The sequence below is a fragment of the Bordetella ansorpii genome, assembly GCF_900078315.1.
Taxonomy (GTDB): domain Bacteria; phylum Pseudomonadota; class Gammaproteobacteria; order Burkholderiales; family Burkholderiaceae_B; genus Bordetella; species Bordetella ansorpii.
This window is the reverse complement of the sequence record NZ_FKBS01000025.1, coordinates 459,506-484,980: the sequence shown is the minus strand read 5'-3', so window position 1 is coordinate 484,980 and position 25,475 is coordinate 459,506. Positions and strand designations below refer to the sequence as shown.

Sequence of the window (25,475 nt, the reverse complement as noted above, 5' to 3'; positions counted from 1 at the left end):
CGGCCTGGCGTCAGGCGGCCGGCGCGGTTCAGGGTCGGTATTCCGCCATCATAGACCACCCGGCGGGGTGGGCTGGCGGACCCGGGCGGCGTCGATGCGGGCGCACAGGGTTTCGACGGCGTCGACCAGCCGGCCGGTGGGGCGGTACAGGGCATCGGCATCCAGGGTGTACAGATGGCCGTGGCGGGCGGCTGCGACGCCGGAGGACTGCCAGGTCTGGCGAAATGCCGCGGCCTCGGCGTCGCTGCTGGCGCCGGCGACGATGACCTCGGGCTGGCGGGCCAGCACGCTTTCCACAGAGACCTGCAGGGCGGCGCGGCCCGCGTCGGCGAAGACGTTGACGGCGCCGCAGCGGCGCAGTGCGTCACCGATGATGCCGGGGTCGCCCAGGGCATAGAGCGGGTTGGCGCCGGCCTGCATGAAGACGCGCACGGGCGGCTTGCCGGCATAGCGTTCGGTCAGGGTGTCCAGGCGCCTGCGCACCGCCTGCGCGCGGTCCCGCGCGATCTGCTGGGTGCCGAACAGGATGCCGAAGCGTTCCAGCGTCAGGGGGATGTCGTCCAGCGAACGCGGATCGCTGATGTAGACGGCCGGCTTCCGGGATTGCAGCACCGGCGCCAGCGTGCGCAGCGCGCTGGGCTGCCAGGCGATCAGCAGGTCGGGCCGCAGCGCCGCGACGCGTTCGGGGTCGGGCCGCAGGCCGTCGCCCACCTGGGGGAGGTTGCGCGCCTGCGGCGGATAGTCGCTGCCCATGACGGCGCCGGCCAGGTACTGGCCCGCGCCGGCCTCGTAGGCCAGTTCCACGGCGTGCGGCGTCAGCGCGATGGCGCGGCGCGCGGGGGCGGATAGTTCGACCGTGTTGCCGGCGTCGTCGCGGACCTGGATGAGGGCCGGCGGCTGAGGGGCGAGTGCTGCCGAGGGCAGCGGCCGTGAGGGCGTGGGCTGGGCGGCGGCGGCGTTGCAAGCTAACGCCATCGCTAGAGCGGCGGCCGGGATCGTGTTTCGATACGTCGCGACCAGGCCCTCTGTGAGGCGTGAGTTTGCCCAACGGTTGGCGATGAAACGCTCCTGCTGATCGGCGGGAGTTTTCAAGGGGTAGCGGCAGGTCGGCACAATCGGCTATCTGTCGTGAGTTGCCGAGCGTCAGCGCTTGGCCGCCGAGGCGTAGACGGCATTGCGTTCGCGTTTGCCGATGGCGACGACAACGACGACGATTTCTACATCGCGCACTTCATACACCAACCGATAGCCACTGGATTTCAGCTTGATCTTGTAGCGGTCCGGATGGCCAGACAGCTTGGCGGCGGGCACGCGCGGGTCTTGCAGACGTTCAGTGATTTTCTTCTTGAACTGTTCACGCAGCGTGCTGTCGAGTTTGTGCCACTCCTTCAATGCCTCGTCTTTGAATTTCAGTCTATAAGTCATCCAGCGAGACCTCGATTTCCGCTTGGCCTTGACGGGCATCGGCGACGGCATTCAATTCCAGGTCTTCCAGGCGATTCAGCAAGGCTTCATAAGCTTTTGCGGGGACGCAATAGAACGCGGGCTCGTTGCGATTGAGGATGGCTACGGGGAACCCTTCGCCCGCCGCTACGGTGCCCATGGGGTTGCGCTTGAGTTCAGAAACGCTGGCTGTCGTTTCAGCAAGAAGAGTGTGAGCCATGGCGAGACCCTTTAAGAAGCATCGATTAAGGTGCTGATATTAGCTCCTTTAATGGTGCTTTTCAATGCGCAGAACGTGTCGCGACCGCTGAGGAAACTCATGTGTCAGGACCCATTCACCCCCAGGACGGGTTCGTAAAAGCATGAAGCTGCCAAACGGCAGCTTCATGCTTGACTCCAGACCCGTCCGACCATCAATAACGCACGGTCAGCGAGGCCATCACGTTGCGTCCCATGCCCGGGTACAGGTTATAGCGTCCCGTGGGGCCCAGGGGCATGAACGAGGCGTCCGTACCGCGGATGCCGTAGGTGGCGTAGTCGCGGTCGAACAGGTTGTTCACGGCCAGCGTGCCCTCGACGTTGCGCGTGAAGCGGTAGCCGGCGCGGGCGTTGAACAGGACGTAGTCGCCGATCTTGGTCTTGAACTGGTTGGCCTGGTCGTTGTCCATGCGCGAGCTGCCCACGTATTGCGCGGAGGCGCCCAGGAACAGCGCGTCGGTCGCACGCCACGTCACGCCGGCGTTGGCCAGCCATTCGGGTACCAGCGGTACGCGGTTGCCGGCCAGGTCCACGCCGGCATAAGTGCCGGAACGGAACTTGGCTTCGGTCCAGGTCACGTTGCCGTCCAGCGTGATGCTGGGGGTGACGGCGTAGCGGCCTTCCAGTTCGACGCCCTGGCGACGCGTGGGATCCAGGTTGACGTTGGCGAACGTCAGCGGGTTGTAGTGGATCTCGTTCTTCAAGTCGGACTGGAACCAGGCCAGGCGTGCGCTGGAGGCGCCCTGCGACCACAGCACGCCCAGTTCCTTGTCGGTGGACGTCTGCGGCTTCAGGGGATCCTGCAGCATGAACAGCTCGTCGGCGTTGGCCAGGCGGAAGCTGCGGCCGATCTTGCCGTAGGCGCTGAAACCTGCGCCGACTTCCTGGCGCAGGGCCAGTTGCCAGGCGCTGAGGTGGCGGCTTTCGTCCGACGGCGTCTTGAACCCGGATTCGACGCGCAGGTCGTCCGAGGCGTACTGGCGGCGGCCGCCCAGCGTGACGGTGGTGGTGGAGGTGGCCTGCACCGTGCCTTCGGCGAAGACCGAGTGCTGGCGCTGGCGTGCCGAGGTCTGGTCGGGCGCGAAGCTGTAGTAGGCCTCTTGCGTGGCATTGGTGCGGTTGTACAGGCCGTCGGCGCCGACGACCAGGCTGTGGCCGCCCTGGAACGGCAACTGGTAGCGCACGCTGCCCGTGGTCTCTTCCAGTTCCTGCTGGCGGATGGTGTCGCCGAAGCCGTCGTTGGTGAAGCCGTACAGGCGCTTGTTGCGCTGGCTCAGGTCGGCGAACAGCGTGCCGCGCCAGATCTGCTGGCGAACCTGCAAGCCGAAGGCATCCGTGGTGCTCTTGATGTAGTCGTCCGGGTAGGTCGCGCCGCGCGGATCGTCTTCGTACTGGTTCAGGCCCGTGGCCGGGTCCACCGCGCGCGGGCCGGGCAGGCCCAGCTTCTGGGTGGTCGTGCGGGCGTACAGGCGGATCGAGCCCGTATCGTGCTGAAAGGTCAGCGCGCCGCCGCCGCCGGCGCGGCGTTCGCGGTTGTTGTCGCGGTAATTGTCGGTCTGCAGCGTCTGGCCCCAGGCTTGCACGCCGACCTTGCCGTTGTTGGCCTGCACGTGCAGGTCGGTCTGGCGCAGGCCGTAGTTGCCGATGGAGAACTTGGCGCTGGCGTCCACCGGGCGCTCGAAGCCGCGGCGCGTGATGATGTTGATCACGCCGCCGGTGGCGCCGCCGCCGTATTGCACGGCGCCGCTGCCGCGCACGATTTCGATGCGCTCGATCTGGTCCAGCGGGATGGTGCCCAGCGTGGGGGCGGACAGGTCGTTGTCGTTCTGCTTGATGCCGTCGACCAGGATCAGCGTGTTGCTGAGGCCGGTCAGGCCGAAGCCGCGCAGGTCCACGACGCCGTTGTCGCTGGAGCCGGTGTTGTTGATGACGTGCACGCTGGATTGCGTGGACAGCACGTCCTGCAGCGTGCGCGCGCCGCTGGTTTGGATGTCTTCGGCGCTGATCACCGAGACCGGCACGGCCTGCGTGCGGGCGTCGGTCGGCACGCGCGAGGCGGTGACGGTGATGGTGTCGAGTTGCGTGGTGGCGGGTTCGGCGGCTGTCTGGGCCAGGGCGGTCAGCGGCGCGGTGCAGGCCAGGACGCCTGCATAGCGCAGGATGGAGCGGGAAGTCATGGAGAGAGCCTCGAGGTGACGCGCGACCCCGCACGTCAGACACAGGAATGAGGCCGGCCGCCAGGCCCGGCAGGTGGCCGGGGTGCAGCGAAACGTCCTCGCGATCGAACCGGCCGGTATCGGGCTGCCATGGTGAAACCCATGGGGACCGTTGCGGGGGCAGCACAGGCTGGGCGGGCCGGACGCACGCGGCGCGTCTCGTGTCGAACCTTCCTGTTTCCCGTTTATCTTTCGCGCACCATCATGCCGAAAGCACCGATTCGGGGCGCAAATGTATCACCTTGCGATGCATTTGGTCGTTGTTGTTTTATTTTCGCCACATATTGGGCGCATCGCAGCGATTGCTAGCGAGGCCCCATGCGGGGCCGGCGTCAGTGGCGGGATGGGTCAGTCGTCCTCGATCAGATCCCGCTCGATCAGCAGGCGCAGCATCGCGGGGCCTTCTTCTTCGTCGCCTTCGAAGATCTCGTTGCCGTCCAGCATGTAGGCGCGCAGCAGCTCGTCGATGGCGCGTTCTTCGTCGCCGCCGCGTTTCCACAGGGATTTGCCCAGCATGTAGTGGATGAACGGATTTGCCTGAGCCTCGGGGCCATTCAGGGCATCGAACAGGACCTGCACTGCGCCGCCGTAGTTCTCCTGGAAGTAGCACGCTTCGCCGATGGAGGCATTGAGCCAGGTGTATGCCTCCCAGATGTCCCGGGGCTCGGGCAGCAGATCGAGCGCCTGGCGCCAGACGGCTTCGGCCCCCGCGGCCTCGCCATCGTCGATCAGGTCGTTGCCTTCCTCGGACAGGGCTTCGACCTGTTCGTAGATGTCGTCGGGCAGTTCGTCGGGCATGTCTTCGTCGTCGGCGCGGCCCAGGCCGGCCAGGGGGCCTGCGGGAACGGGTGTGGGGTCAATCGGCGTGCGGCCTTCCTGAATGGCGGCCGCGCGGTCCAGGTAGAACGACAGATAGGCCGGATCTTCGCCCTTGAACGGGCGGCGGTCGAATTGCTCGTACACCTCGTCGAACAGGGCGTAGGCCTCATCGAACTCGCTGGCGGCGTAATGCACGGTGGCGGCCAGGAATTCGGTGTGCACCTCGGGGCCGGGGCCGTAGGCCTCGCGCGCCAGCGCCAGCCAGGGCCGGGCTTTGTCGACCTGGCCGATGTCGCGGTAGAACTCGGTCATGGCGACGACGATAGAGGCGGCGTGGTCGTACTCCAGCTTGGGATCCGGAATGGTGTTCCAGGCTTCCAGGTAGCAGCGTTCGGCCGTCTCGACATCGCTGGCCTCGCGTGCCTTGCGGCCCTGGATCGCCAGGGCGACGAAATCGGCTTCCACGTCGGCGGGCAGGGGGCGGGGATGGGGCATCTGCTTGGTGTTCCAGTGATGGGTTGAGGGCACGCGGACCGGCAAGGAAGTGCTGCACGCAGTGTACCGTCCGCGGTCTTCGAGGCGCCGCTGGCCAGGGCCGTTAAAATACGGACACAAGTCCGTCATCTCGCGCGCCGCCGCATTTCCCGCAGGATCCGCCGTGTCATACCCTCGCATGCCCTATCCCTTGTCCGCCTACACGCATGGCGCCGAGTTCGTTCGCCAGCTGGACAAGCGCATCCTGATCCTGGATGGCGCAATGGGCACGATGATCCAGCGCTACAAGCTGACCGAATCCGATTTCCGCGGCACGCGCTTCGCCGAGCACCACAAGGATCTGAAGGGCGACAACGAACTGCTGTCGCTGGTGCGGCCCGACGTCATCGCCGAGATCCACCGCCAGTACCTGGAAGCGGGCGCGGACGTCATCGAGACCAACACCTTCGGCGCCACGTCCATCGCGCAGGGCGACTACGACCTGCCGGAACTGGCCTACGAACTGAACAAGGTATCGGCGCAATTGGCTCGCGAGGCCTGTGACCGCTACAGCACGCCCGAGCATCCGCGTTTCGTGGCCGGCGCCCTGGGGCCGCAGCCCAAGACCGCGTCCATCTCGCCCGACGTGAACGATCCGGGCGCGCGCAACGTCACGTTCGACGAACTGCGCGTGGCCTACATCGAGCAGCTCAACGGCCTGCTCGACGGCGGCATCGACATCGTGCTGATCGAAACCATCTTCGACACGCTCAACGCCAAGGCGGCCATCTTCGCCACCGAGGAAGTGTTCGAGGCGCGCGGCGTGCGCCTGCCTGTGATGATTTCCGGCACCGTGACCGACGCCTCGGGCCGCATCCTGTCGGGCCAGACCGTCGAGGCCTTCTGGAATTCGGTGCGCCATGCGCGCCCCGTCACCATCGGCCTGAACTGCGCGCTGGGCGCGGCGCTGATGCGCCCCTACGTGGCCGAGCTGTCCAAGATCTGCGACACCTACGTCTGCGTGTATCCCAACGCCGGCCTGCCCAATCCCATGGCCGAGACGGGTTTCGACGAGACCCCGGCCGATACCTCGGCGCTGCTGGAAGAGTTCGCGCGTGCGGGCCTGGTCAACATGGCCGGCGGCTGCTGCGGCACCACGCCCGACCACATCCGCGAAATCGCCAATAAGGTGCAGGCGCTGACGCCGCGCGCCGTGCCCGAGGTGGCCGTGAAGACGCGCCTGTCGGGCCTGGAGCCGCTGAACATCGACGAAGAGACCCTGTTCGTCAACGTGGGCGAGCGCACCAACGTGACGGGCAGCAAGATGTTCGCGCGCCTGATCCGCGAAGAGAAATACGACGAGGCGCTGGCCGTGGCCCGCCAGCAGGTCGAGAACGGAGCGCAGATCATCGACATCAACATGGACGAGGCCATGCTGGATTCGGTGGCCTGCATGCACCGCTTCCTGAACCTGATCGCGTCCGAGCCCGATATCGCGCGCGTGCCGGTGATGATCGACAGTTCCAAGTGGGAAGTGATCGAGACCGGGCTGAAGTGCGTGCAGGGCAAGCCGGTGGTCAACTCCATCTCGATGAAAGAGGGCGAGGAGCCCTTCCGCCATCATGCCCGCCTGTGCCGCCGCTACGGCGCGGCCATGGTGGTGATGGCCTTCGACGAACTGGGGCAGGCCGACACGCTCGCGCGCCGCAAGGAGATCTGCGGCCGCGCCTACCGCATCCTGGTCGAGGAAGAAGGCTTCGCCCCTGAGGACATCATCTTCGATCCCAACGTGTTCGCGGTCGCCACCGGCATCGACGAGCACAATCACTACGCGATGGACTTCATCGACGGCGTGACGTGGATCCGCAAGAACCTGCCGCACGCGCGCATCTCGGGCGGCATCTCGAACGTCAGCTTCTCGTTCCGCGGCAACGAGCCGATGCGCGAGGCCATCCACACGGTGTTCCTGTACTACGCGATCACCGAAGGCCTGACGATGGGTATCGTCAACGCCGGCCAACTGGGCGTGTATGCCGACCTGTCGCCGCAGCTGCGCGATCTGGTGGAAGACGTGGTGCTGGACCGCGCCGAGCCCGTGGGCCGCACCGATGCCGCGGATGAGCGCACGCCGACCGAGCGCCTGGTGCAGTTCGCCGACACCATCAAGGGCTCGGGCGCCAAGAAGGAAGAGGACCTGGCCTGGCGCAACGCCGAGGTCGAGCAGCGCCTGTCGCACGCGCTGGTGCACGGCATCACCGCGTTCATCGTCGAGGACACCGAAGAGGTGCGCCAGAAGATCGAGGCGCGCGGCGGCCGGCCCATCGAGGTGATCGAAGGCCCGCTGATGGACGGCATGAACGTGGTCGGCGACCTGTTCGGCGCGGGCAAGATGTTTCTGCCGCAGGTGGTGAAGTCGGCGCGCGTGATGAAGCAGGCCGTGGCCCACCTGATTCCGTTCATCGAGGAAGAGAAGCGCCAGATCGCCGCGGCGGGCGGCGACGTGCGCGCCAAGGGCAAGATCGTCATCGCCACGGTCAAGGGCGACGTGCACGACATCGGCAAGAACATCGTGTCCGTGGTGCTCCAGTGCAACAACTTCGAGGTCGTGAACATGGGCGTGATGGTGCCCTGCGCGCAGATCCTCGACAAAGCGAAAGAAGAGCAGGCCGACATCATCGGCCTGTCCGGCCTGATTACCCCCAGCCTCGAAGAGATGGCGTACGTGGCGGCCGAGATGCAGCGCGACGATTATTTCCGCGAACGCCGCATGCCGCTCTTGATCGGCGGCGCCACCACCAGCCGCGTGCATACTGCCGTGAAGATCGCGCCGCATTACGAAGGCCCGGTGGTGTACGTGCCGGACGCGAGCCGTTCGGTGGGCGTGGCCACCAACCTGATGTCCGAGCAGTCGGCCAGCTACCTGTCCGAGCTGGCGCAGGAATACGAGGACGTGCGCCGCCGCCACGCCAACCGCAAGACCTCGCCGCTGATGTCGCTGGTCGATGCGCGCGCGCAGCGTCCGCAGATCGACTGGGCCCACTACACGCCGCCGCGGCCCAAGTACATCGGCCGCCGCACGTTCAAGAGCTACGACCTGGCCGAGATCGCGCGCTACATCGACTGGGGGCCGTTCTTCCAGACCTGGAGCCTGTTCGGGCCTTACCCCGCCATCCTGCAGGACAAGGTGGTGGGCGAGCAGGCGCGCAAGGTGCTGGCCGACGGCCAGGCCATGTTGAAGCGCATCATCGAGGGCCGCTGGCTGACCGCCAGCGGCGTGGCCGGCTTCTATCCGGCCAACACCGTCAACGACGACGACATCGAGGTCTACAAGGACGAGTCGCGCAGCGAGGTGCTGTTCACGTGGCGCAACCTGCGCCAGCAGGGCGCCAAGCGCGAGGGCGTATCCAACAAGTGCCTGGCCGATTTCATCGCGCCCAAGGACAGCGGCGTGGCCGACTACATCGGCCTGTTCGCCGTCACGGCGGGCCTGGGTATCGAGAAGAAGGAAGGCGAGTTCGAACGCGACATGGACGACTACTCGGGCATCATGCTGAAGTCGCTGGCCGACCGCCTGGCCGAGGCCTTCGCAGAATGCCTGCATGCCCGCGTGCGCCAGGACCTGTGGGGCTACGCGCCCGACGAGGTGCTGTCCAACGAGGACATGATCGCCGAGAAGTACGTGGGCATCCGTCCCGCGCCGGGCTATCCGGCCTGCCCCGAGCACGTCGTCAAGACCGACCTGTTCCAGGTGCTGGACGCGCAGGAAGTGGGCATGAGCCTGACGGACAGCTACGCCATGTGGCCGGCCTCCAGCGTGTCGGGCTTCTATTTCAGCCACCCGCAGTCGCAGTACTTCAACGTGGGCGTCATCGGCGACGACCAGGTGGAAGACTACGTGCGCCGCAGTGGCCGCGGCGAGGACGACGTGCGGCGCACGCTGTCGCCCAATCTGGGCTGAGGCATGCGGCGGGCGGCGCGATCCGCCAGGCTCGCGGCGCGCTCGGTCCCGACGGCGCGCATATGGCCCGCAAGCGGGCGCATATGCGCGCCGCTTACGTTTTCTTTACGTCTGCGTACGCCTTGTTTGCAGGTTTTTTGCCCGGCGTGGCCTACAGTGCTCGAACTGGCCGTGGGGCCATCGATCACAACAGGGCAAGGCGCCGCGATGCACGACGGCCACCGCCCGCCAGGCAAGGAAGACCATGGGCAAGATCGCCGATCTGCTGAAGGACCAGGACGTACTCATCGACCTGGATGTGCCGGACAAGGATGCGCTGTTCGACGTGGCCAGCCAGGGCCTGGCCAAGGGATGCCAGGTCCCGGCCGGGACCATCCTGGCGGCGCTGATGCGCCGCGAGCGGCTGGGGCCGACCGCGCTGGGGCAGGAAGTCGCCGTGCCGCACGCCTCCGTCGAAGGACTGGATGGCATTCACGTGCTGTATGCGCGATTGAAGCAGCCGTGCTTCTTCGACGGCGCGACAGGCATGCCGGTGGTGCATGCCCTGTTTCTCATCGTGCCGATGCCCGCCAACCAGACACACCTGGACATGCTGGCCGAGGTGGCCCGCTTGTTCTCCCAGCCCGATTTCCAGAAGGCCCTGCGCCGCGCCGAGTCGCCCTCCGGGATTCGCCAGGCGTTCCAGGAGTATTGCGAGCGCAGCCCGGCGAGGATCGACTAGGCCACCGTCCCGGCCCGCTGGCCTGGCGGGCCGATGCCGCGGCGGCAAGTCCGTGGCAGGGGCACCCTACACCGCGCAGCCGGGCTCGGGCAGCGACGCAAAACAGGGCTTGGCCGCCACGATCGTCAGCGTGTCGCTGGTGAACGAGCCGTCTTCCTGCACCTGGAAATAACGCCGCACCGGCTCGGGCGCGATGGCGGACATGTGCCGCAACGCCGCAACCAGCGTGTCGGGCGTGCGCATGCGCGCCACCCACGACGAAAACTCAAGCGGCAGCCGCCGTGGCGTCCAACTGCGTGGCACGAAGCCGGCCTCGCTCAGCATGCGCGTCCATTCCGACACCGAGTAGTCGCGCACGTGCGAGGTGTCGCGCAGCACTTCGATGGTCTGCAGCCAGGTGTCGAGCAGCGCCTGGCCGGGCGAGACCACGTCCGCGAAGACCGCCGTGCCGCGCGGCTTGAGCACCCGCAGCGCCTCGCGCATGGCCAGTCCGGGGTCGGACCAGTGGTGGGTCGAGTAGCGGCACAGCACCAGGTCGAACTCCTCATCCGCGAAGGGCAGGCGTTCGGCCTTGCCGCGGCAGGTCGACAGGTTGGACAGCCCGCGCCGCGCCGCCTCGCCCGCCACCACGTCCAGCATCTGCTGCGACAGGTCATAGGCGGTGACGTGAGCCACCAGCGGCGCCACCGTGAAGCTGACGTGGCCGCCGCCGCAACCCAGGTCCAGCACGCGCGCCCGAGGATGCTCGCGGGCGATGTCGGCCAGTTGCTGCAGGTCGGCGCCTTGCGCATGGACGGTGCTGGTCAGATAGGCGGCTGCCTGCGAGCCGAACTGGCGGTCCACCGCGGCGTCATGGGTATTCGTGGTCATGTCGATTCCTGCGTTGTCGGTCAGGGGCCGGAGCGGCCCCCGCAGGGCGTAAGATAGGCAGGCTCGCATACGCGTACAAGCCTATTACTTATCCTGGTATGACTACTGCTCCCTCCGCTTCTGCCGGCCATGACGGCTCTTCCGTGCGCCGCCACGCGCTGGGCGAATTCGTACGCAGCGCCCGTGCGCGCATCACCCCCCAGATGGCGGGTCTGCCGGACGGCCTGCGGCGCCGCACGCCCGGCCTGCGCCGTGAAGAGGTGGCGCAGTTGTCGGGCATCAGCGTTACCTGGTACACGTGGATCGAGCAGGGGCGGGAGGTCTCGGTGTCGCCCTCGGTGTGGGGGCGCATCGCGGGGGTGCTGCAACTGGCGCGCGCCGAGCGCGCCTATCTGTTCGAACTGGCCGAATGCGCGGACCCGCAGCATCCGCGCGATGATGCCAGCGGCACGCCAGCCCCGTTACGCGAATGCGTGGCGGCCATCCATGCGCCGGCCTACGTGCTGGATCGCACGTGGAACGTGCTGGCCTACAACGAGCCCATGCGCGACCTGTTCGACGACTGGCCGGCGCGCGATGCCAAGCCCAATCTGCTGCGCTACATTTTCCAGGATCCGGCCGCGCGCGAACTGGTGGTGGATTGGGACCAGCGCGCCCGCCGCGTGGTGGCCGAGTTCCGCGCCGATGCGGGCGCCCACCTGGACGAGCCGGACGTGGCGCAACGGGTGGAAGACCTGAAGCGCGACAGCGGCGTGTTCGCGCATTGGTGGACGCGCCATGCCGTAGTCGAGCGCGAAGGCGGCCTGCGCGATTTCCAGCATCCGCGGCGCGGCCGCGTGACGTTCCAGCAGGTCACGTTCCGCCTGGCCACGCATCCCGAGCTGAAGCTGGTGATGCTGCTGGCGGGCGAGGCCGCGCCCACCGAGTAGCCGGCTCAGGCGAAAAGGTCGCGATCCGCCGCGGGCATGCCGGGCAACCCCGCCCGGAACAACCCTTCGAGCAGCTTCTTCACCGGCGCGGGCAGGGCGGTGGCGGCCAGTTCCGCCGCCGGCACCCAGCGCATGACCGGGCCTGCGGCCGCGCCATCGCGCAGCACCGTGGGCGCCTGTACGTGCACATACCAGGGGCTGACGTTCAGGCGGTAGTGCGTGAAGACGTGCGAGAAATCGGCCAGCCGGTAGTGCGCGGCCGGTTCCAGCCCCAGCAGCCTCGAAGCGTCCAGGGGATCGGCGTCCGCCGCGAATTCCGGCAGGCTCCACAACCCTCCCCAGATGCCGGTTTGCGGCCGTTGCAGCAGCAGCACGGCGCCATCGCGTTGCAGCACCAGCATGCCCGTGTCGCGTTGCGGCACGGCCTTGCGCGCCTTCGGGGTGGGCAGTTCCTGCTGGCGGCCCTCGCGCCGCGCGACACAGGTATCCATGACCGGGCAGCGGTCGCAGGCGGGCTTGCCGCGCGTACAGAGCGTGGCGCCCAGGTCCATCAGGCCCTGCGTGTAGGCGCGCATGTCCAGCTCGGGCGCCGCGGCCACCTGGGCGTCGGCCAGCGCCCACAGGCGTTGCTCGACTTCACGTTTGGCGGGATCGCCCTCCACCCCGAAATGGCGCGTGAACACGCGCTTGACGTTGCCATCGAGGATGGGCGAGCGCTCGCCGTACGAGAACGCCGCGATGGCCGCCGCCGTGGAGCGGCCGATGCCGGGCAGCGTGGCGATCTGTTCGGCGGTGGGCGGAAAGCGGCCGCCCCAGTCGGCCACGACCTGCTGCGCGCAGCGGTGCAGGTTGCGCGCGCGGGCGTAGTAGCCCAGGCCGGCCCAATAGGGCATGACCTCGTCCTGGGTGGCGGCGGCCAGCGCCGCCACGTCGGGAAAGCGCGCCAGAAAACGTTCGTAATAGGGGATGACCGTGGCGACCTGAGTCTGCTGCAGCATGATCTCGGACAGCCAGGTGCGGTATGCGTCAGGGGCGCCTTGCCAGGGCAGGCCGTGACGGCCGTGCCGGGTCTGCCAGGCGGCGATGCGGGGGGCGAAATCCATGCCGGATTATCGCATCGCCCTATTGCGGGGACGCATACGGACGAGTACAAAGAACGAAACAGGATGCACAACCTAGTGCCCCGGGCCGGTCGCCGGCCGCTCCACAAGAGCTCTTTTCCAGCGGCCATCCCGGTATTCCAAGACCAACGGAGTAGACATGAACGCCCCTCTTTCGCCCGCGCAACACGCGGCGCTTGCCTCTGTCCAACTGGACGATCGATACACCCTTGAAACCGGCCGGGCCTGGATGAGCGGCATCCATGCCCTGGTGCGCCTGCCCATCATGCAGCGGCTGCGCGATACGCAGGCCGGCCTGAACACCGCCGGCTTCGTGTCGGGCTACCGCGGTTCGCCGCTGGGCGGCGTCGACCAGAACATGTGGAAGGCGGCCAAATACCTGAAGCAGCACCACGTCGAGTTCCAGCCGGGTGTCAACGAAGACCTGGCCGCCACCGCCGTGTGGGGCTCGCAGCAGGTGAACCTGTTCCCGGGCGCGAAGTACGACGGCGTGTTCGGCATGTGGTACGGCAAGGGCCCCGGCGTGGACCGCTGCGGCGACGTGTTCAAGCACGCCAACGCGGCCGGCACGTCGCGCCACGGCGGCGTGCTGGTGGTGGCGGGCGACGATCACCCGGCCAAATCGTCGACGCTGCCGCACCAGAGCGACCATATCCTCAAGGCCTGCATGATTCCGGTGCTGTTTCCGTCCAGCGTGCAGGAAGTGCTGGATTTCGGGCTGCACGGCTGGGCCATGAGCCGCTATGCGGGCGTATGGGTGGGCCTGAAGACGATCACCGACATCGTCGAGGTCTCGGCCTCGGTGGAAGTCGACGTCGATCGCGTGAAGATCCTGCTGCCCGAGGATTTCCAGTTGCCGGGCGATGGCCTGAACATCCGCCTGCCCGACACGCCGCTGGCGCAGGAGGCGCGCCTGCTGGACTACAAGCTGTACGCCGCGCTGGCGTATGCGCGCGCCAACAAGCTGAACCGCGAGCCGTGGCACGTGCCGCAGCAGGATGCGCGCTTCGGCATCATGACCTCGGGCAAGGCCTATCTGGACACACGCCAGGCGCTGTCCGACCTGGGGCTGTCGGAAGACGTGTGCCGCCGCATCGGCGTGCGCCTGTTCAAGGTGGGCATGGTGTGGCCGCTGGAGGCCAGCGGCACGCAGCAGTTCGCCGAGGGCCTGGACGAGATCCTGGTGGTGGAAGAAAAGCGCCAGGTGCTCGAATACCAGTTGAAGGAAGAGCTGTTCAGCTGGATCGGCTCGGGCAAGAAGATTCCGCGCGTGGTCGGCAAGTTCGACGACAAGGACGGCGGCGAATGGTCGGTGCCGCAAGGCAACTGGCTGCTGCCGGCGCACTACGAGTTCTCGCCCGCCATGGTGGCCAAGGTCATCGGCCAGCGCCTGCTGCGCTTCGACTTGCCCGAGGACGTGCGCGCCGGCATCGAGGCACGGCTGGCCTTCATCGACGCCCGCGAGACCGCGCTGTCCAAGCCGCGCGTCACGGCCGAGCGCAAGCCCTGGTTCTGCTCGGGCTGTCCGCACAACACCTCTACGCGCCTGCCCGACGGCTCGCGCGGCATGGCGGGCATCGGCTGCCACTACATGGTGACGTGGATGGGCCGCAATACGCAGGTGTTCACCCAGATGGGCGGCGAGGGCGTGCCGTGGATCGGCCAGGCGCCGTTCACCGAGGAAAAGCACGTCTTCGCCAACCTGGGCGACGGCACGTACTTCCATTCCGGGTTGCTGGCGATCCGCGCGGCGGTGGCGGCCAAGGCGCCCATCACCTACAAGATCCTGTTCAACGATGCCGTGGCCATGACGGGCGGGCAACCGATCGATGGTCCCATCAGCGTGCCGATGATCACGAACCAGGTGGCGGCCGAAGGCATCGAGAAGATCATCATCGTGACCGACGAGCCCGAGAAGTACCACGGCGTGTCCGGCCTGGCGCCCAACGTGCCCGTCAAGCATCGCGACGAACTGGACGCGGTGATGCGCGAACTGCGCGACTATCCCGGCGTGTCGGTGCTGATCTATGACCAGACCTGCGCCACCGAGAAGCGCCGCCGCCGCAAGCGCAATGCGTACCCCGATCCCGCGCGCCGTGTCGTCATCAACGAGCGCGTATGCGAGGGGTGCGGCGATTGTTCCGAGAAGTCGCATTGCCTGTCTGTCGAACCCCTGGAAACCGAATTCGGCCGCAAGCGCACCATCAACCAGTCCAGCTGCAACAAGGATTATTCCTGCCTGAAGGGCTTCTGCCCCAGCCTGGTCACCATCGAGGGCGGCAAGCTGCGCAAGCCCACCGCCTTGCAGCAGCAGGGCGACATCTCTGCGGGCCTGCCCGAGCCGCTCGCGGCGGATCTGCGCGCGGGCCACTATGGCGTGTTCATCGCCGGGGTAGGCGGCACGGGCGTGGTCACCATCGGCCAGTTGCTGGGCATGGCCGCGCACCTGGAAGGCAAGGGCTGTTCGGTGCTGGACATGGCGGGCCTGGCGCAGAAGGGCGGCGCGGTGTATTCGCACGTGGTGCTGGCGCCCACCCCGGGCGAGCTGATGAACACGCGCGTGGCCATGGGCGAAGCCGATCTGGTGCTGATCGGCGACATGGTGGTGGGCACGGGCCCCGAGGCCATGGCGCGCATGCGCCCGGGCCGTACGCACGCCTTGTTGAACAGCGACGTGGCGCCCACCGCGGCCTTCGTCAACAACCCCGACTGGACGCTGCCGGGCTCGAACCTGCAGGCGGACCTGCAGGCGGCCTGCGGTCCCGGCAACGTCGACACCATCGATGCGGCCGAGCTGGCGGTGGGCCTGCTGGGCGACGCCATCTACGCCAACCCGCTGATGATGGGCTACGCCTATCAGAAGGGCTGGCTGCCGCTGGGCGAGGCGGCGCTGCTGCGCGCCATCGAACTCAACGGCCAGCAGGTGCCGAACAACGTGACGGCGTTCGCCTGGGGCCGCCGCGCCGCGCACGACCTGGCCGCGGTGCAGGGCCTGATCGGTGCGCCGGCCACGCACACGCCGTCCGTTGCCGACGAGGGCATCGTGGAAGTGCGCCGGGGACAGGGCGCCGTGGTCGACTTCAAGCGTCCCGCCGGCGAGCTGGATGCGCTGGTGGCGCGCCGTGTCGACTTCCTGACGCAGTATCAGAACGCCGCCTACGCCCGGCGCTATCAGGAACTGGTCGACCATGTGGCGCAGGCCGAGCGCGCCGCCACCGGCACCACGCGCCTGGCCACGGCCGTGGCGCACTACTACTTCAAGTTGATGGCCTACAAGGACGAGTACGAGGTGGCGCGCCTGTACACCGATGGCGAGTTCCTCAAGCGCATCGAGGCGCAGTTCGAAGGCGACTGGAGCGTCAACTTCCACCTGGCGCCGCCGCTGTTCGCAAAACGCGACGCGCAGGGGCACCTGATCAAGCGCCGCTATGGTCCAGGCATGCTGCGCGCCTTCAGGCTGATGGCCCGGCTGAAAGGGCTGCGCGGCACGCCGCTGGACGTGTTCGGCTACACGGCCGAGCGGCGCGCCGAACGGGAACTGATCCGCCAGTACCGCGAGGACATCATGGCGATCCTGCCCAAGGTGTCGCGCGCCAACCTCGAGCGCGCCGTGGCGCTGGCCAGTCTGCCGGAACACATCCGCGGCTATGGCCACATCAAGGAGGCCGCGATGGAAAAGGCCGCCGCGCGCCGGCAGGAAATGCTGAAGGACTTCAGCGCGCAGGTGGTGTCCCTCGACGGCGCACGGGCGGCCTAGGCGCCGGCTTTTCGCCCCGGGGTGATTGACATGGGGTGTTCCGTAGATATATCGTACGACATATCTTACGATCTACGGAGCATTCCTATGCACTTTCCCTGGCATGGTTTTTCTCGGGGCCATTCGCCCCGGCATTGGTTCGGCATGGGCGGCCCGCGCGGTCGTCATGGGCGCGGCGGCGGCTGGATGGGCGGCGGCTGGGGCGGCATGGGCGACGATGGTTTCACCCGTGGCCGCAAGTTCGGCGCCGACGAGCTGCAACTGATGTTGCTGGCGATGCTGCAGGAGCAGCCCCGTCACGGCTACGAACTGATCAAGGCGCTGGAGACGCGTTCCAACGGCTTCTACACCCCGAGCCCCGGGGTGGTCTATCCCGCGCTGACGTATCTGGAAGAGCTGGACTACGCCACGGTCGAAGTCCACGGCAACCGCAAGCGCTATCACCTGGCCGAGGCCGGCCAGACCCATCTGGAAGAGAATCGCGAGCGCGTCGACCTGATCTTCGCGGGATTGGCCCATGCCGCGCGCAAGATGGCGTGGATGAAGCAGTGGGGTGGCCAGGACGGCGCGCAGGAAATGCCGGCTGAGGGCGCTTGGGTCAAGGAGTTGGACGAGGCGCGCCACGCGTTGAAGATGGCGTTGTTCCGCCGCAGCGAAGCCGATCCCGACGAACAGCGCCGCCTGGCCGCCATCCTGCGCCGCGCGACCACCGAGATCGAGCAGGGTGGGGCCTGTCAGCCGCCGAAGGCTTGAATCCCCCATCAGATCCCGAAGAGAGAATTCCATGACATCCGATACCCTGGACGCCGCGCGTCCGCAGGTCCGCAAGGTTCAACATGAACTGAAGGCCCGTCTGCTGCGCGTGCGCCGCACCACGGCGCTCAGCCCGCAGATGGTCCGCATCACGCTGGAAGGCGACGACCTTGACGGCTTCGTCTCCGCATCGTTCGACGATCACGTCAAACTGTTCTTCCCGTCCGAACCGGACGCCGCGCCGGTAATGCCCGTCTTCGGTCCGAACGGCCCACAATGGCCCGAGGGCGCGCCCAAACCGGTCACGCGGGACTACACGCCGCGCCGTCATGACGCGCAGGCCGGTGAACTGGACATCGACTTCGTGCTGCACGGCGAAGGTCCGGCCACGACCTGGGCCGCGCAGGCGCGGCCTGGCCAGCAACTGGGCGTGGGCGGACCGCGCGGTTCGTTCGTCGTGCCGTTGGAATTCGACTGGCACCTGCTGATCGGCGACGAGACGGCCTTGCCGGCCATTGCCCGCCGGCTGGCCGAGATGCCGGCTTCCGCGCGCGTGATCGCGGTGGTCGAGACGCGCCAGGCGTCGGCGCAGTTGCCGCTGGAATGCGCGGCTGACCTGACCTTGCAGTGGGTGCATTGCGCGGTGGATACGTCCGATGGCCGCACGGCGCTGGAGCGCGCGGTGCGCCGCCTGCAACTGCCGGAAGGCCAGGGCTATACGTGGGCGGCGGGTGAATACTCGGCCATCCGCGCGATCCGGCAGCATCTGGTGCAGGAACGCGGCATGGATTCGGCGTCGATTCGCGCCGCGAGCTATTGGCGGCAGGGGCCCGGCGCCGGGCACGAGGTGTTCTGACGCGCGTGAAAGCCGGCTCCGGTCCGGGGCTTACCGGCAGGGCCGATCAGGATTTGGCCTTGTCGAAACGCTCGACGCGCATCGGGCTGGCCGTGGCGGGCTTGTCGAAGCGTTCGACCTTCATGCCGCTGGCCGGCTTGTCGAAGCGTTCGACCTTCATGCCGCCAGCCGGTTTGTCGAAACGTTCGACCTTCATGCCGCTGGCCGGTTTGTCGAAACGTTCGACTTTCATGCCGCCGGCAGGCTTGTCGAAGCGCTCGACCTTCATGCCGCCGGGTTTGGCGAAGCGCTCGACATATTGCGGGGCGCGCGTTTCCGACTGCACGAACTCGGCGGCCGCTTCTTCGCGCTTGGCGATCAGCACCTCGCCCTTCTGGTGATGCGGCGCCATGCGGCGCACCATCACGCGGCCTTCCTGCGGAAAGAAGTTGATGCGCCGTGCATGGATGTCGCCCAGGTCCTGGGCCAGCACGGGGATGCCTTCCATTTTCAGGTAGCTGAGCACGAACTGGCCGTTGCGCTCGCCGATGTTCAACTGCTGCATGGCGCTGAGCACCGCGCCGCCGCCGAAGACCTTGGCTTCGAGGCGCTCGCGCGCCGCGCCGGCCTTGATCAGTTCGTTGATCAGCACTTCCATGGCGAACGAGCCGTAGCGCATGGTGGCCGAGGCCGGCGACGAGGCATCGCCCTCGGGCAGCATGAAGTGATTCATGCCGCCGACGCCCGTGACCGGGTCGCGCAGACAGGCCGCCACGCACGAGCCCAGCACCGTCGACAGCATCAGGTTCTCGTCGGAGGTGGTGACGTAGTACTCGTTCGGCAGGATCTTGACTGCGTCGCTCTTGAAGGCGCTGTCGTAGTAGTGGCGCGTGGCGCGGGCTTTTGAGGCGGATGGCATGGGAGCAGGGCGCGGGCCGGAAATTAAACGACAGTAACGGGCATGAATCGTTACATTTATAACAGTTTACAGCTCAAATGTTGCAATACGCCCATCCGATGGATTCAATGTACCTTGCCGCGTGCCTGGTCCGATCTTCCGAACAACACGCTTAAAAGCGCGTACTACGTGTGACTGACCAGCGGGCCGACAGGGCACCCAATACGCCAGCGGCCACCACCGCCAACAGCAGCATCGGTGCACCAGGAAGGTGCAAGGCAAACTCGGCGCCATAACTATTGGCCAGGCCCAGCAAGGCGTTGTTCAGCGGCGCCAGGGCGAGGGCGGCCGTGCCGACCGCCAGCAGGGCGGCCAGCGCACCCGTCAGGGCGCCCAGGTACAGAAAGGGCCGGCGCACGAAGGATTCGGTGGCGCCCACCAGGCGCGCCACGGCGATTTCCTCGCGTTGCGTCATGGCCTGCAGCCGCACGGTGTTGAACACCGTGGCCAGCACCACCACCGCCACGCAGATTGCCAGGAAGACCAGGCCGATGCGGGCAAAGCGCAAGATGGCCTCCAGCCGCTGTACCCACGCGCTGTCCAGTTGCACCTGGTCGACGTGTTCCCAGGTACGCCATTGCGTGGCGAGCGTGTCGGCGCGTTGCGCCAGGTCGTTGCCGTCGGCCAGGGTGGCGACCACGGCGTCGGGCAGGGGATTGCCCTGCAGCACGGCCAGGGCCTCTTGCCAGGCCGGATTGCTGCGCAACTGGTCCAGCGCCTGGCCGCGCGGCACGACACGCACCGCCGCGACCTGGTTGCCGAATTCGCCGCCGATGCGCTTGGCCACGGCGGATGCCGCGGTGGCGGGTGCGCCGGGTTGCAGGAAGACGGTGAGTTCAGGCGCCACCGACACCTGGCGCGCCACGGGCTGCACCGACACCAGAATGGCCGCGCCCAGCAGGGGCAGGGCCAGCGCCAGCGCCATCACCAGCAGATTGGCCAGTGAAGAGAACGGCTGTTTCGCCAGGCGGCGCAGCGTGATGGTCAGGGCGTAGCGGTGTTGCCTGAGCAATGCGTTCATGCTCGCGCTCCGTGCGAATCCTGGAACTTGCCCGGCTCGACCAGCAGCATGCGCGTGGCGTACTCGGCCATCAGGGCCTGGTCGTGCGAGGCGATCAGGGTGGTGACCCCGACGCGGTTGAAGTCGCGGAACACGTTCATGATGCGCTGCGCGTTGCCGTGATCGAGGTTGGCGGTGGGTTCGTCGGCGATCAGGATGGCGGGGCGGTTGACGATGGCCCGCGCGATGGCCAGACGCTGCTGTTCACCGCCCGACAGTTCGATCGGGTTGAGGTCTTCCTTGCCCGCCAGGCCGACCTTGTCCAGGGCGGCGCGGGCACGGGCGCTGGCCGACTCGCGCGGATGGCCCAGCACCGCCAGCGGCAACATGACATTCTGCAGCGCGCTGCGGTCGAACAGCAGGTGAGTGTCCTGCAGGATGACGCCGACGGCGCGCCGTAGATAGGGCCGTTCGCGGGCCGACAGTTTGTCCAGCTTCTGGCCATTGACCTGGATGGAGCCGCGCGATGGCGGCTCCAGCCCGCCGATCAGTTTCAGCAGGGTGGACTTGCCGGCGCCCGAAGGCCCCGATACGAAGACGAATTCACCGGCCGAGACCCGGAAATTGATGTCGGCCAGAATGTTGCGGCCGCGTCCGTACGATTTGAAGACGTGCTGGAATTCGATCATGGCGGGGCAGAAGTGAAGCGGTAATAGTAACTCCCCGGCGGTTTGTTCATCCGTTCATCGGTGAACGTCCGTGCGCATCCTGCGGATTCGGGTTCCGGGCTGGCCGGCGACCGCATCATGCCTCGATTTGGTGCGTCGAGGCATGCGCAACTCAAGTGCGTCGATATGACGTGAAACATGTGCCGAACGTCATATATATGTCCCCGATTCGTGCCCTTTGTGCAAAGGGATTTCCCCCATGTCCCCAAATTTGAGCAAACGCTACCATCGCCGCAAGCGTGAGGCCTACCAGGCCTGCGCAGCAGTCGCACCTTACACGGGAGATCGAACATGAAAGTATTGAAACTGGCCGCTGCCGGCGCCGCCCTCTTCGCCGCCGCTTCGGCCGCGCACGCGGGCGCGACCTTCGACAACGTCAAGAAAAAAGGCTTCGTCCAGTGCGGAGTTTCCACCGGCATTTCCGGCTTCTCCATGGCCGACAGCAAGGGCACGTGGCAGGGCATCGACGTGGACATGTGCCGCGCCATCGCCGCCACGATGTTCAATGACGCCAGCAAGTTCAAGGTCACCCCGCTGAACACGCAGCAGCGCTTCACCGCCCTGCAGTCCGGCGAAATCGACGTGCTGACCCGCAACACCACGCAGACGCTGACCCGCGACACCACGCTGGGCCTGATCGGCGCCGGCGTGAACTACTACGACAGCCAGGGCGTCATGGTCTCGAAGGACCTGGGCGTCAAGAGCGCGAAGGAACTGAACGGCGCCACCATCTGCGTGCAGCCGGGCACCACCACCGAGCTGAACCTGGCCGACTGGTTCCGTGGCCAGAAGATCGAATTCAAGCCGGTCGTGATCGACAAGTTCGACGAAATCGTGCGCGCCTTCTCGGCGGGCCGTTGCGATGCCTTCACCACCGACAAGTCGCAACTGGCCTCGGTCCGCACCACGCTGACCGATCCCGACAAGTACGTCATCCTGCCGGAAGACTTCTCGAAGGAACCGCTGGGCCCCATGGTCCGCCAGGGCGACGAGCAATGGTTCAACGTGGTCCGCTGGGCCCTGAACGTGCAGCTGGAAGCCGAGGAATACGGCATCACGTCGAAGAACGTCGACGACATGGCCAAGAGCCCCAACCCCAACATCCAGCGCATCCTGGGCACGACGCCGGGCATGGGCAAGAACCTGGGCGTGGATGACAAGTGGGCCTACAACGTCATCAAGCAAGTGGGCAACTACGGCGAAGTCTTCGAACGCACGCTGGGCAAGGGCGGTGCGATGAAGCTCGAACGCGGCCTGAACGCTTCGTACAAGCAGGGTGGCATCATGTACGGCTGGCCGGTGCGTTAAGCCGAGGCCGCCTGCCGCGCCCATTCCCCTGGGGGCGAGCGCGGCCCCGCCTCCCGGCGGGAAGGCAGGCAAGGGCGAAGGCGGCGCACGACGCCGCCTTCGCCGTGTTGTCCGATCTTTATAGAAGCACATCATGGCAACTTCCCCTAAAAGCCCCCCTGTAGCGGCGCCATCGCGACGCCTGAGCTGGAACGATCCCGGCACACGCGCAGTGATCTATCAGGTCGTCGCCCTGAGCCTCGTCGCTCTGGGCGTCTGGTTCCTGGTGTCGAATACGCTGTACAACCTGGCTCAACGCAACATCGCCACCGGCTTCGAATTCCTGAGCCGTGAGGCGGGTTTCGCCATCGGCGAAACTGCCGTGGCGTATTCGCCCGCGGATTCCTATGGCCGCGCCATCTGGGTCGGTTTGCTGAACACGCTGCGCGTGGCGGTGCTGGGCATCATCCTGGCCACTATCCTCGGCACGCTGATCGGCATCGCGCGGCTGTCCAAGAACTGGCTCATCTCCAAGCTCTCCTCGATGTACGTCGAGGTGATGCGAAACATTCCGCTGCTGCTGCAACTGTTCTTCTGGTACTCGATCATCACGGAAAGCATGCCGGGACCGCGCCAGGCGCATAACCCGTTGCCCGGGGTGTTCATCTCCAACCGCGGCCTGAAAGTGCCTGGCCTGGCCGGCGATTCGCTCGACTGGATCCTGGTCGGCGTGGTGGTGGCCATCGTCGCCATCGTGCTCGCGCAACGCTGGGGAACCAGGCGCCAGCAGGCCACGGGACGTCCGTTCCCCCTGGGCCGCTGGGCCATCGCCTTCCTCATCGCCTTTCCGGTGCTGGGCTGGTTGGTCAGCGGTGCGTCGCTGACGCTGGACGTGCCGGAACTGCGCGGCTTCAACTTCGCGGGGGGCTGGACGCTGTCGCCCGAGTTCTCCGCGCTGCTGGCCGGCCTGGTGATCTACACCTCGGCCTTCGTGGCCGAAGTCGTGCGCTCCGGTGTGCAGGCCGTCAACAGCGGCCAATGGGAGGCGGCGGGCTCGCTGGGCCTGCGCCGCGGCCTGGTGCTGCGCCTGGTGGTGCTGCCGCAGGCGCTGCGCGTGATCATCCCGCCGATGACCAGCCAATACCTCAACCTGACCAAGAACAGCTCGCTGGCCGTGGCCATCGGCTATCCGGACATCGTCTCGGTGGTCAACACCACGCTGAACCAGACGGGCCAGGCCATCGAGGGCATTCTCATCATCATGGCGGCGTATCTCACCGTCAGCCTGTCCATCTCGATTTTCATGAACTGGTACAACAAGCGCATCGCGCTGGTGGAGCGTTGACATGAGCAGCACTACGCATACTCCCACCGAAGCGTTGCCCCCGCCTTCCAATCAGGTCGGCGCGTGGGCCTGGATGAAGGCGAGCCTTTTCTCGTCGCCCCTGAATATCCTGCTGACGGTCCTGTCGGTCTGGCTGATCCTGATGGCCGTGCCGGCGCTGGTCGAATGGGCGTTGATCAAGGCCAACTTCAACGCCACGACGGCGGCCGAGTGCCGCGCCACCACGGGCGCGTGCTGGGCCTTCATCGCCGAGAAACACCGCCTGATCCTGTTCGGCACCTATCCGTACGACGAGCAATGGCGTCCGCTGTTGGCCACCATCGTCCTGATTGCGGTCATCGTCTGCAGCGGCATACGCCGGTTCTGGAACATCGCCCTGCCCATCATCTGGACGGTCGGCCTCACGCTGGTCGGCATCCTGATGTGGGGCGGCGTCCTCGGTCTGGAATACGTCGAGAACGCGCGCTGGGGCGGCCTGCCCCTGACGCTGATCCTGTCGACCTTCGGCATCGCCTTCGCCTTCCCGTTCGGCGTGCTGCTGGCACTGGGGCGCCGTTCGCGCATGCCGGCGATCAAGGCGCTGTGCGTCGTGTACATCGAGCTGATCCGCGGCGTGCCGCTGATCAGCCTGTTGTTCATGTCGTCGGTGATGCTGCCGCTGTTCCTGCCCGAGGGCTATTCGATCGACAAGCTGCTGCGTGCGCAGATCGCCATCATCATGTTCGCGGCGGCCTACATCGCCGAGACGGTGCGCGGCGGCCTGCAGGCCATCCCGAAGGGACAGTACGAGGGCGCGGATTCGCTGGGCCTGTCGTACTGGCAGCAGATGCGCAAGATCATCCTGCCGCAGGCCCTGAAGATCGTCATTCCTCCGCTGGTCAGCATCTTCATCGCGCTGTTCAAGGACACGTCGCTGGTGGTCATCATCGGCATCTTCGACCTGACCCTGGCGGCCAAGGCGGCGTTGTCCGACGCGGCCTGGCGCGGCTTCAGCACCGAGGCCTACGTGTTCATCTCGCTGATCTACTTCGTCTTCTGCTTCTCGATGTCGAAGTACAGCCAGAAACTCGAAAAGCGGCTGCAAACCGGCCACGCCAGATAAAACAATCAAACCGCGCTGCCCGCGGGGCGGCGCGGCCTCAGTCATCACGGGAGTACAGGCATGCCTGACGCCATCATCCGTCTGCAGGACGTGAACAAGTGGTACGGCCAGTTCCACGTTCTGCGCAACATCAACCTCGACGTCGCGCCGGGCGAACGTATCGTGGTCTGCGGCCCGTCGGGTTCGGGCAAGTCCACGATGATCCGCTGCATCAACCGCCTAGAAGAACACCAGGCGGGAAAAATCATCGTCGACGGCACCGAACTGACGAACGACCTGAAGCAGATCGAGACCATCCGCCGCGACGTCGGCATGGTGTTCCAGCACTTCAACCTGTTCCCGCACCTGACGGTGCTGGAAAACCTGACGCTGGGCCCCACGTGGGTGCTGAAGCAGCCGCGCGCCGAAGCCGAAGCCACGGCAATGAAGTACCTGGAGCGCGTGCGCATTCCCGACCAGGCCAAGAAGTTTCCGGGCCAGTTGTCGGGCGGCCAGCAGCAGCGCGTGGCGATCGCGCGTTCGTTGTGCATGGCCCCGAAGATCATGCTGTTCGATGAGCCGACGTCCGCTCTCGACCCCGAAATGGTCAAGGAAGTGCTGGACGTGATGGTCACGCTGGCCGAGGAAAGCGGCATGACCATGCTGTGCGTGACCCACGAAATGGGTTTCGCCCGCAAGGTGGCCGACCGCGTGATCTTCATGGACCGCGGCGAGATCATCGAGCAGAACAGCCCGGACGCGTTCTTCGACAATCCGCAGAACGAGCGTACGAAGCTGTTCCTGAGCCAGATCCTGCATTGATCTGAGTCAATGCTGCTTTCGTCGAAGGCCGTCAATTTTCATGACGGCCTTTTTTCTTCGTGGGGCGAATTGGGTTCTTCAGACGCATCGTTGCGGCGGG

General features: G+C 66.5%; 20 protein-coding genes and 1 riboswitch. Of the genes, 10 read left to right on the top strand and 10 right to left on the bottom strand.

All coding sequences use genetic code 11. The features are described from left to right. Window positions 1-48: 48 nt before the first annotated feature. From A7W11_RS19810 to A7W11_RS28840, 5 genes are all read right to left on the bottom strand, one after another. Complete coding sequence (locus tag A7W11_RS19810) at window positions 49-975, bottom strand: cobalamin-binding protein (RefSeq protein WP_066417693.1); 927 nt, start codon at window positions 973-975, stop codon at window positions 49-51. A 168-nt stretch (window positions 976-1,143) separates the two neighbouring features. Beyond that, a complete protein-coding gene (locus tag A7W11_RS19805; protein WP_066417690.1) occupies window positions 1,144-1,425 on the bottom strand; it encodes a type II toxin-antitoxin system RelE family toxin in 282 nt (93 codons plus the stop codon). Next, the gene (locus A7W11_RS27610; protein WP_082887380.1) at window positions 1,415-1,663 is read right to left on the bottom strand and encodes a type II toxin-antitoxin system Phd/YefM family antitoxin; all 249 of its coding nucleotides are present in this window, start codon (window positions 1,661-1,663) and stop codon (window positions 1,415-1,417) included. Before A7W11_RS27610 ends, A7W11_RS19805 begins: the two co-directional genes overlap by 11 nt. A 193-nt stretch (window positions 1,664-1,856) precedes the next feature. Further along, entirely contained in the window at window positions 1,857-3,878 is a 2,022-nt protein-coding gene (locus tag A7W11_RS19795; protein WP_066417672.1) for a TonB-dependent receptor, read from the bottom strand. Between the two features lie 94 nt (window positions 3,879-3,972). Further along, window positions 3,973-4,153, bottom strand: a riboswitch (cobalamin riboswitch). A 112-nt stretch (window positions 4,154-4,265) separates the two neighbouring features. Beyond that, window positions 4,266-5,231, bottom strand: coding sequence for a tetratricopeptide repeat protein (locus A7W11_RS28840; RefSeq protein ID WP_235816925.1), 966 nt, complete (start codon window positions 5,229-5,231; stop codon window positions 4,266-4,268). A 163-nt stretch (window positions 5,232-5,394) separates the two neighbouring features. Here A7W11_RS28840 and metH point away from each other — a divergent pair, with 163 nt between their 5' ends. Next, window positions 5,395-9,168 carry a methionine synthase gene (gene metH, locus A7W11_RS19785; protein WP_066417663.1) on the top strand — a complete coding sequence of 1,258 codons (3,774 nt, stop codon included), beginning with the start codon at window positions 5,395-5,397 and terminating at the stop codon, window positions 9,166-9,168. A 244-nt stretch (window positions 9,169-9,412) separates the two neighbouring features. Then, window positions 9,413-9,889 carry a PTS sugar transporter subunit IIA gene (locus tag A7W11_RS19780; protein ID WP_066417658.1) on the top strand — a complete coding sequence of 159 codons (477 nt, stop codon included), beginning with the start codon at window positions 9,413-9,415 and terminating at the stop codon, window positions 9,887-9,889. A 66-nt stretch (window positions 9,890-9,955) separates the two neighbouring features. Here A7W11_RS19780 and A7W11_RS19775 read toward each other — a convergent pair whose 3' ends face one another. Beyond that, the gene (locus A7W11_RS19775; RefSeq protein ID WP_066417656.1) at window positions 9,956-10,759 is read right to left on the bottom strand and encodes a class I SAM-dependent methyltransferase; all 804 of its coding nucleotides are present in this window, start codon (window positions 10,757-10,759) and stop codon (window positions 9,956-9,958) included. A 98-nt stretch (window positions 10,760-10,857) separates the two neighbouring features. Here A7W11_RS19775 and A7W11_RS19770 point away from each other — a divergent pair, with 98 nt between their 5' ends. Continuing rightward, a complete protein-coding gene (locus A7W11_RS19770) occupies window positions 10,858-11,688 on the top strand; it encodes a helix-turn-helix transcriptional regulator (RefSeq protein WP_066417653.1) in 831 nt (276 codons plus the stop codon). 5 nt (window positions 11,689-11,693) lie between these two features. On the opposite strand, the gene mutY is transcribed toward A7W11_RS19770, so the two are convergent. Beyond that, complete coding sequence (gene mutY / locus A7W11_RS19765; RefSeq protein ID WP_066417649.1) at window positions 11,694-12,791, bottom strand: A/G-specific adenine glycosylase; 1,098 nt, start codon at window positions 12,789-12,791, stop codon at window positions 11,694-11,696. Between the two features lie 157 nt (window positions 12,792-12,948). On the opposite strand from mutY, the gene A7W11_RS19760 reads away from it, so the two are divergent. The 3 genes from A7W11_RS19760 (at window position 12,949) to A7W11_RS19750 (ending at window position 18,175) form a co-directional block, all read left to right on the top strand. Then, window positions 12,949-16,566, top strand: a complete 3,618-nt coding sequence (locus A7W11_RS19760; protein WP_066417647.1) for an indolepyruvate ferredoxin oxidoreductase family protein — start codon at window positions 12,949-12,951, stop codon at window positions 16,564-16,566. 87 nt (window positions 16,567-16,653) lie between these two features. Next, window positions 16,654-17,319, top strand: a complete 666-nt coding sequence (locus A7W11_RS19755; protein WP_066417643.1) for a PadR family transcriptional regulator — start codon at window positions 16,654-16,656, stop codon at window positions 17,317-17,319. 31 nt (window positions 17,320-17,350) lie between these two features. Further along, window positions 17,351-18,175 (top strand): siderophore-interacting protein, encoded by an 825-nt coding sequence (locus A7W11_RS19750; RefSeq protein ID WP_066417638.1) that lies wholly within the window; start codon window positions 17,351-17,353, stop codon window positions 18,173-18,175. A gap of 46 nt (window positions 18,176-18,221) precedes the next feature. Here the strand turns inward: A7W11_RS19750 and cheD are convergent, their stop codons facing one another. The 3 genes from cheD to A7W11_RS19735 form a co-directional block, all read right to left on the bottom strand. Continuing rightward, on the bottom strand, window positions 18,222-19,073 hold the full coding sequence (gene cheD / locus A7W11_RS19745; RefSeq protein ID WP_082887379.1) for a chemoreceptor glutamine deamidase CheD: 852 nt from the start codon (window positions 19,071-19,073) through the stop codon (window positions 18,222-18,224). Window positions 19,074-19,224: 151 nt separating this feature from the next. Then, window positions 19,225-20,133, bottom strand: a complete 909-nt coding sequence (locus A7W11_RS19740) for a cell division protein FtsX (RefSeq protein ID WP_066417629.1) — start codon at window positions 20,131-20,133, stop codon at window positions 19,225-19,227. Beyond that, the gene (locus A7W11_RS19735) at window positions 20,130-20,801 is read right to left on the bottom strand and encodes a cell division ATP-binding protein FtsE (RefSeq protein ID WP_066417620.1); all 672 of its coding nucleotides are present in this window, start codon (window positions 20,799-20,801) and stop codon (window positions 20,130-20,132) included. Before A7W11_RS19735 ends, A7W11_RS19740 begins: the two co-directional genes overlap by 4 nt. A gap of 330 nt (window positions 20,802-21,131) precedes the next feature. On the opposite strand from A7W11_RS19735, the gene A7W11_RS19730 reads away from it, so the two are divergent. The 4 genes from A7W11_RS19730 to A7W11_RS19715 all read left to right on the top strand — a co-directional run bounded on the left by A7W11_RS19730 (window position 21,132) and on the right by A7W11_RS19715 (window position 25,375). Continuing rightward, on the top strand, window positions 21,132-22,148 hold the full coding sequence (locus A7W11_RS19730; protein WP_066417616.1) for an amino acid ABC transporter substrate-binding protein: 1,017 nt from the start codon (window positions 21,132-21,134) through the stop codon (window positions 22,146-22,148). Window positions 22,149-22,281: 133 nt separating this feature from the next. Beyond that, window positions 22,282-23,472, top strand: a complete 1,191-nt coding sequence (locus A7W11_RS19725; RefSeq protein WP_066417613.1) for an amino acid ABC transporter permease — start codon at window positions 22,282-22,284, stop codon at window positions 23,470-23,472. 1 nt (window position 23,473) lies between these two features. Next, entirely contained in the window at window positions 23,474-24,574 is a 1,101-nt protein-coding gene (locus A7W11_RS19720; protein WP_066417609.1) for an amino acid ABC transporter permease, read from the top strand. A 60-nt stretch (window positions 24,575-24,634) separates the two neighbouring features. Beyond that, window positions 24,635-25,375, top strand: coding sequence for an amino acid ABC transporter ATP-binding protein (locus tag A7W11_RS19715; RefSeq protein ID WP_066417606.1), 741 nt, complete (start codon window positions 24,635-24,637; stop codon window positions 25,373-25,375). Window positions 25,376-25,475: the final 100 nt, after the last annotated feature.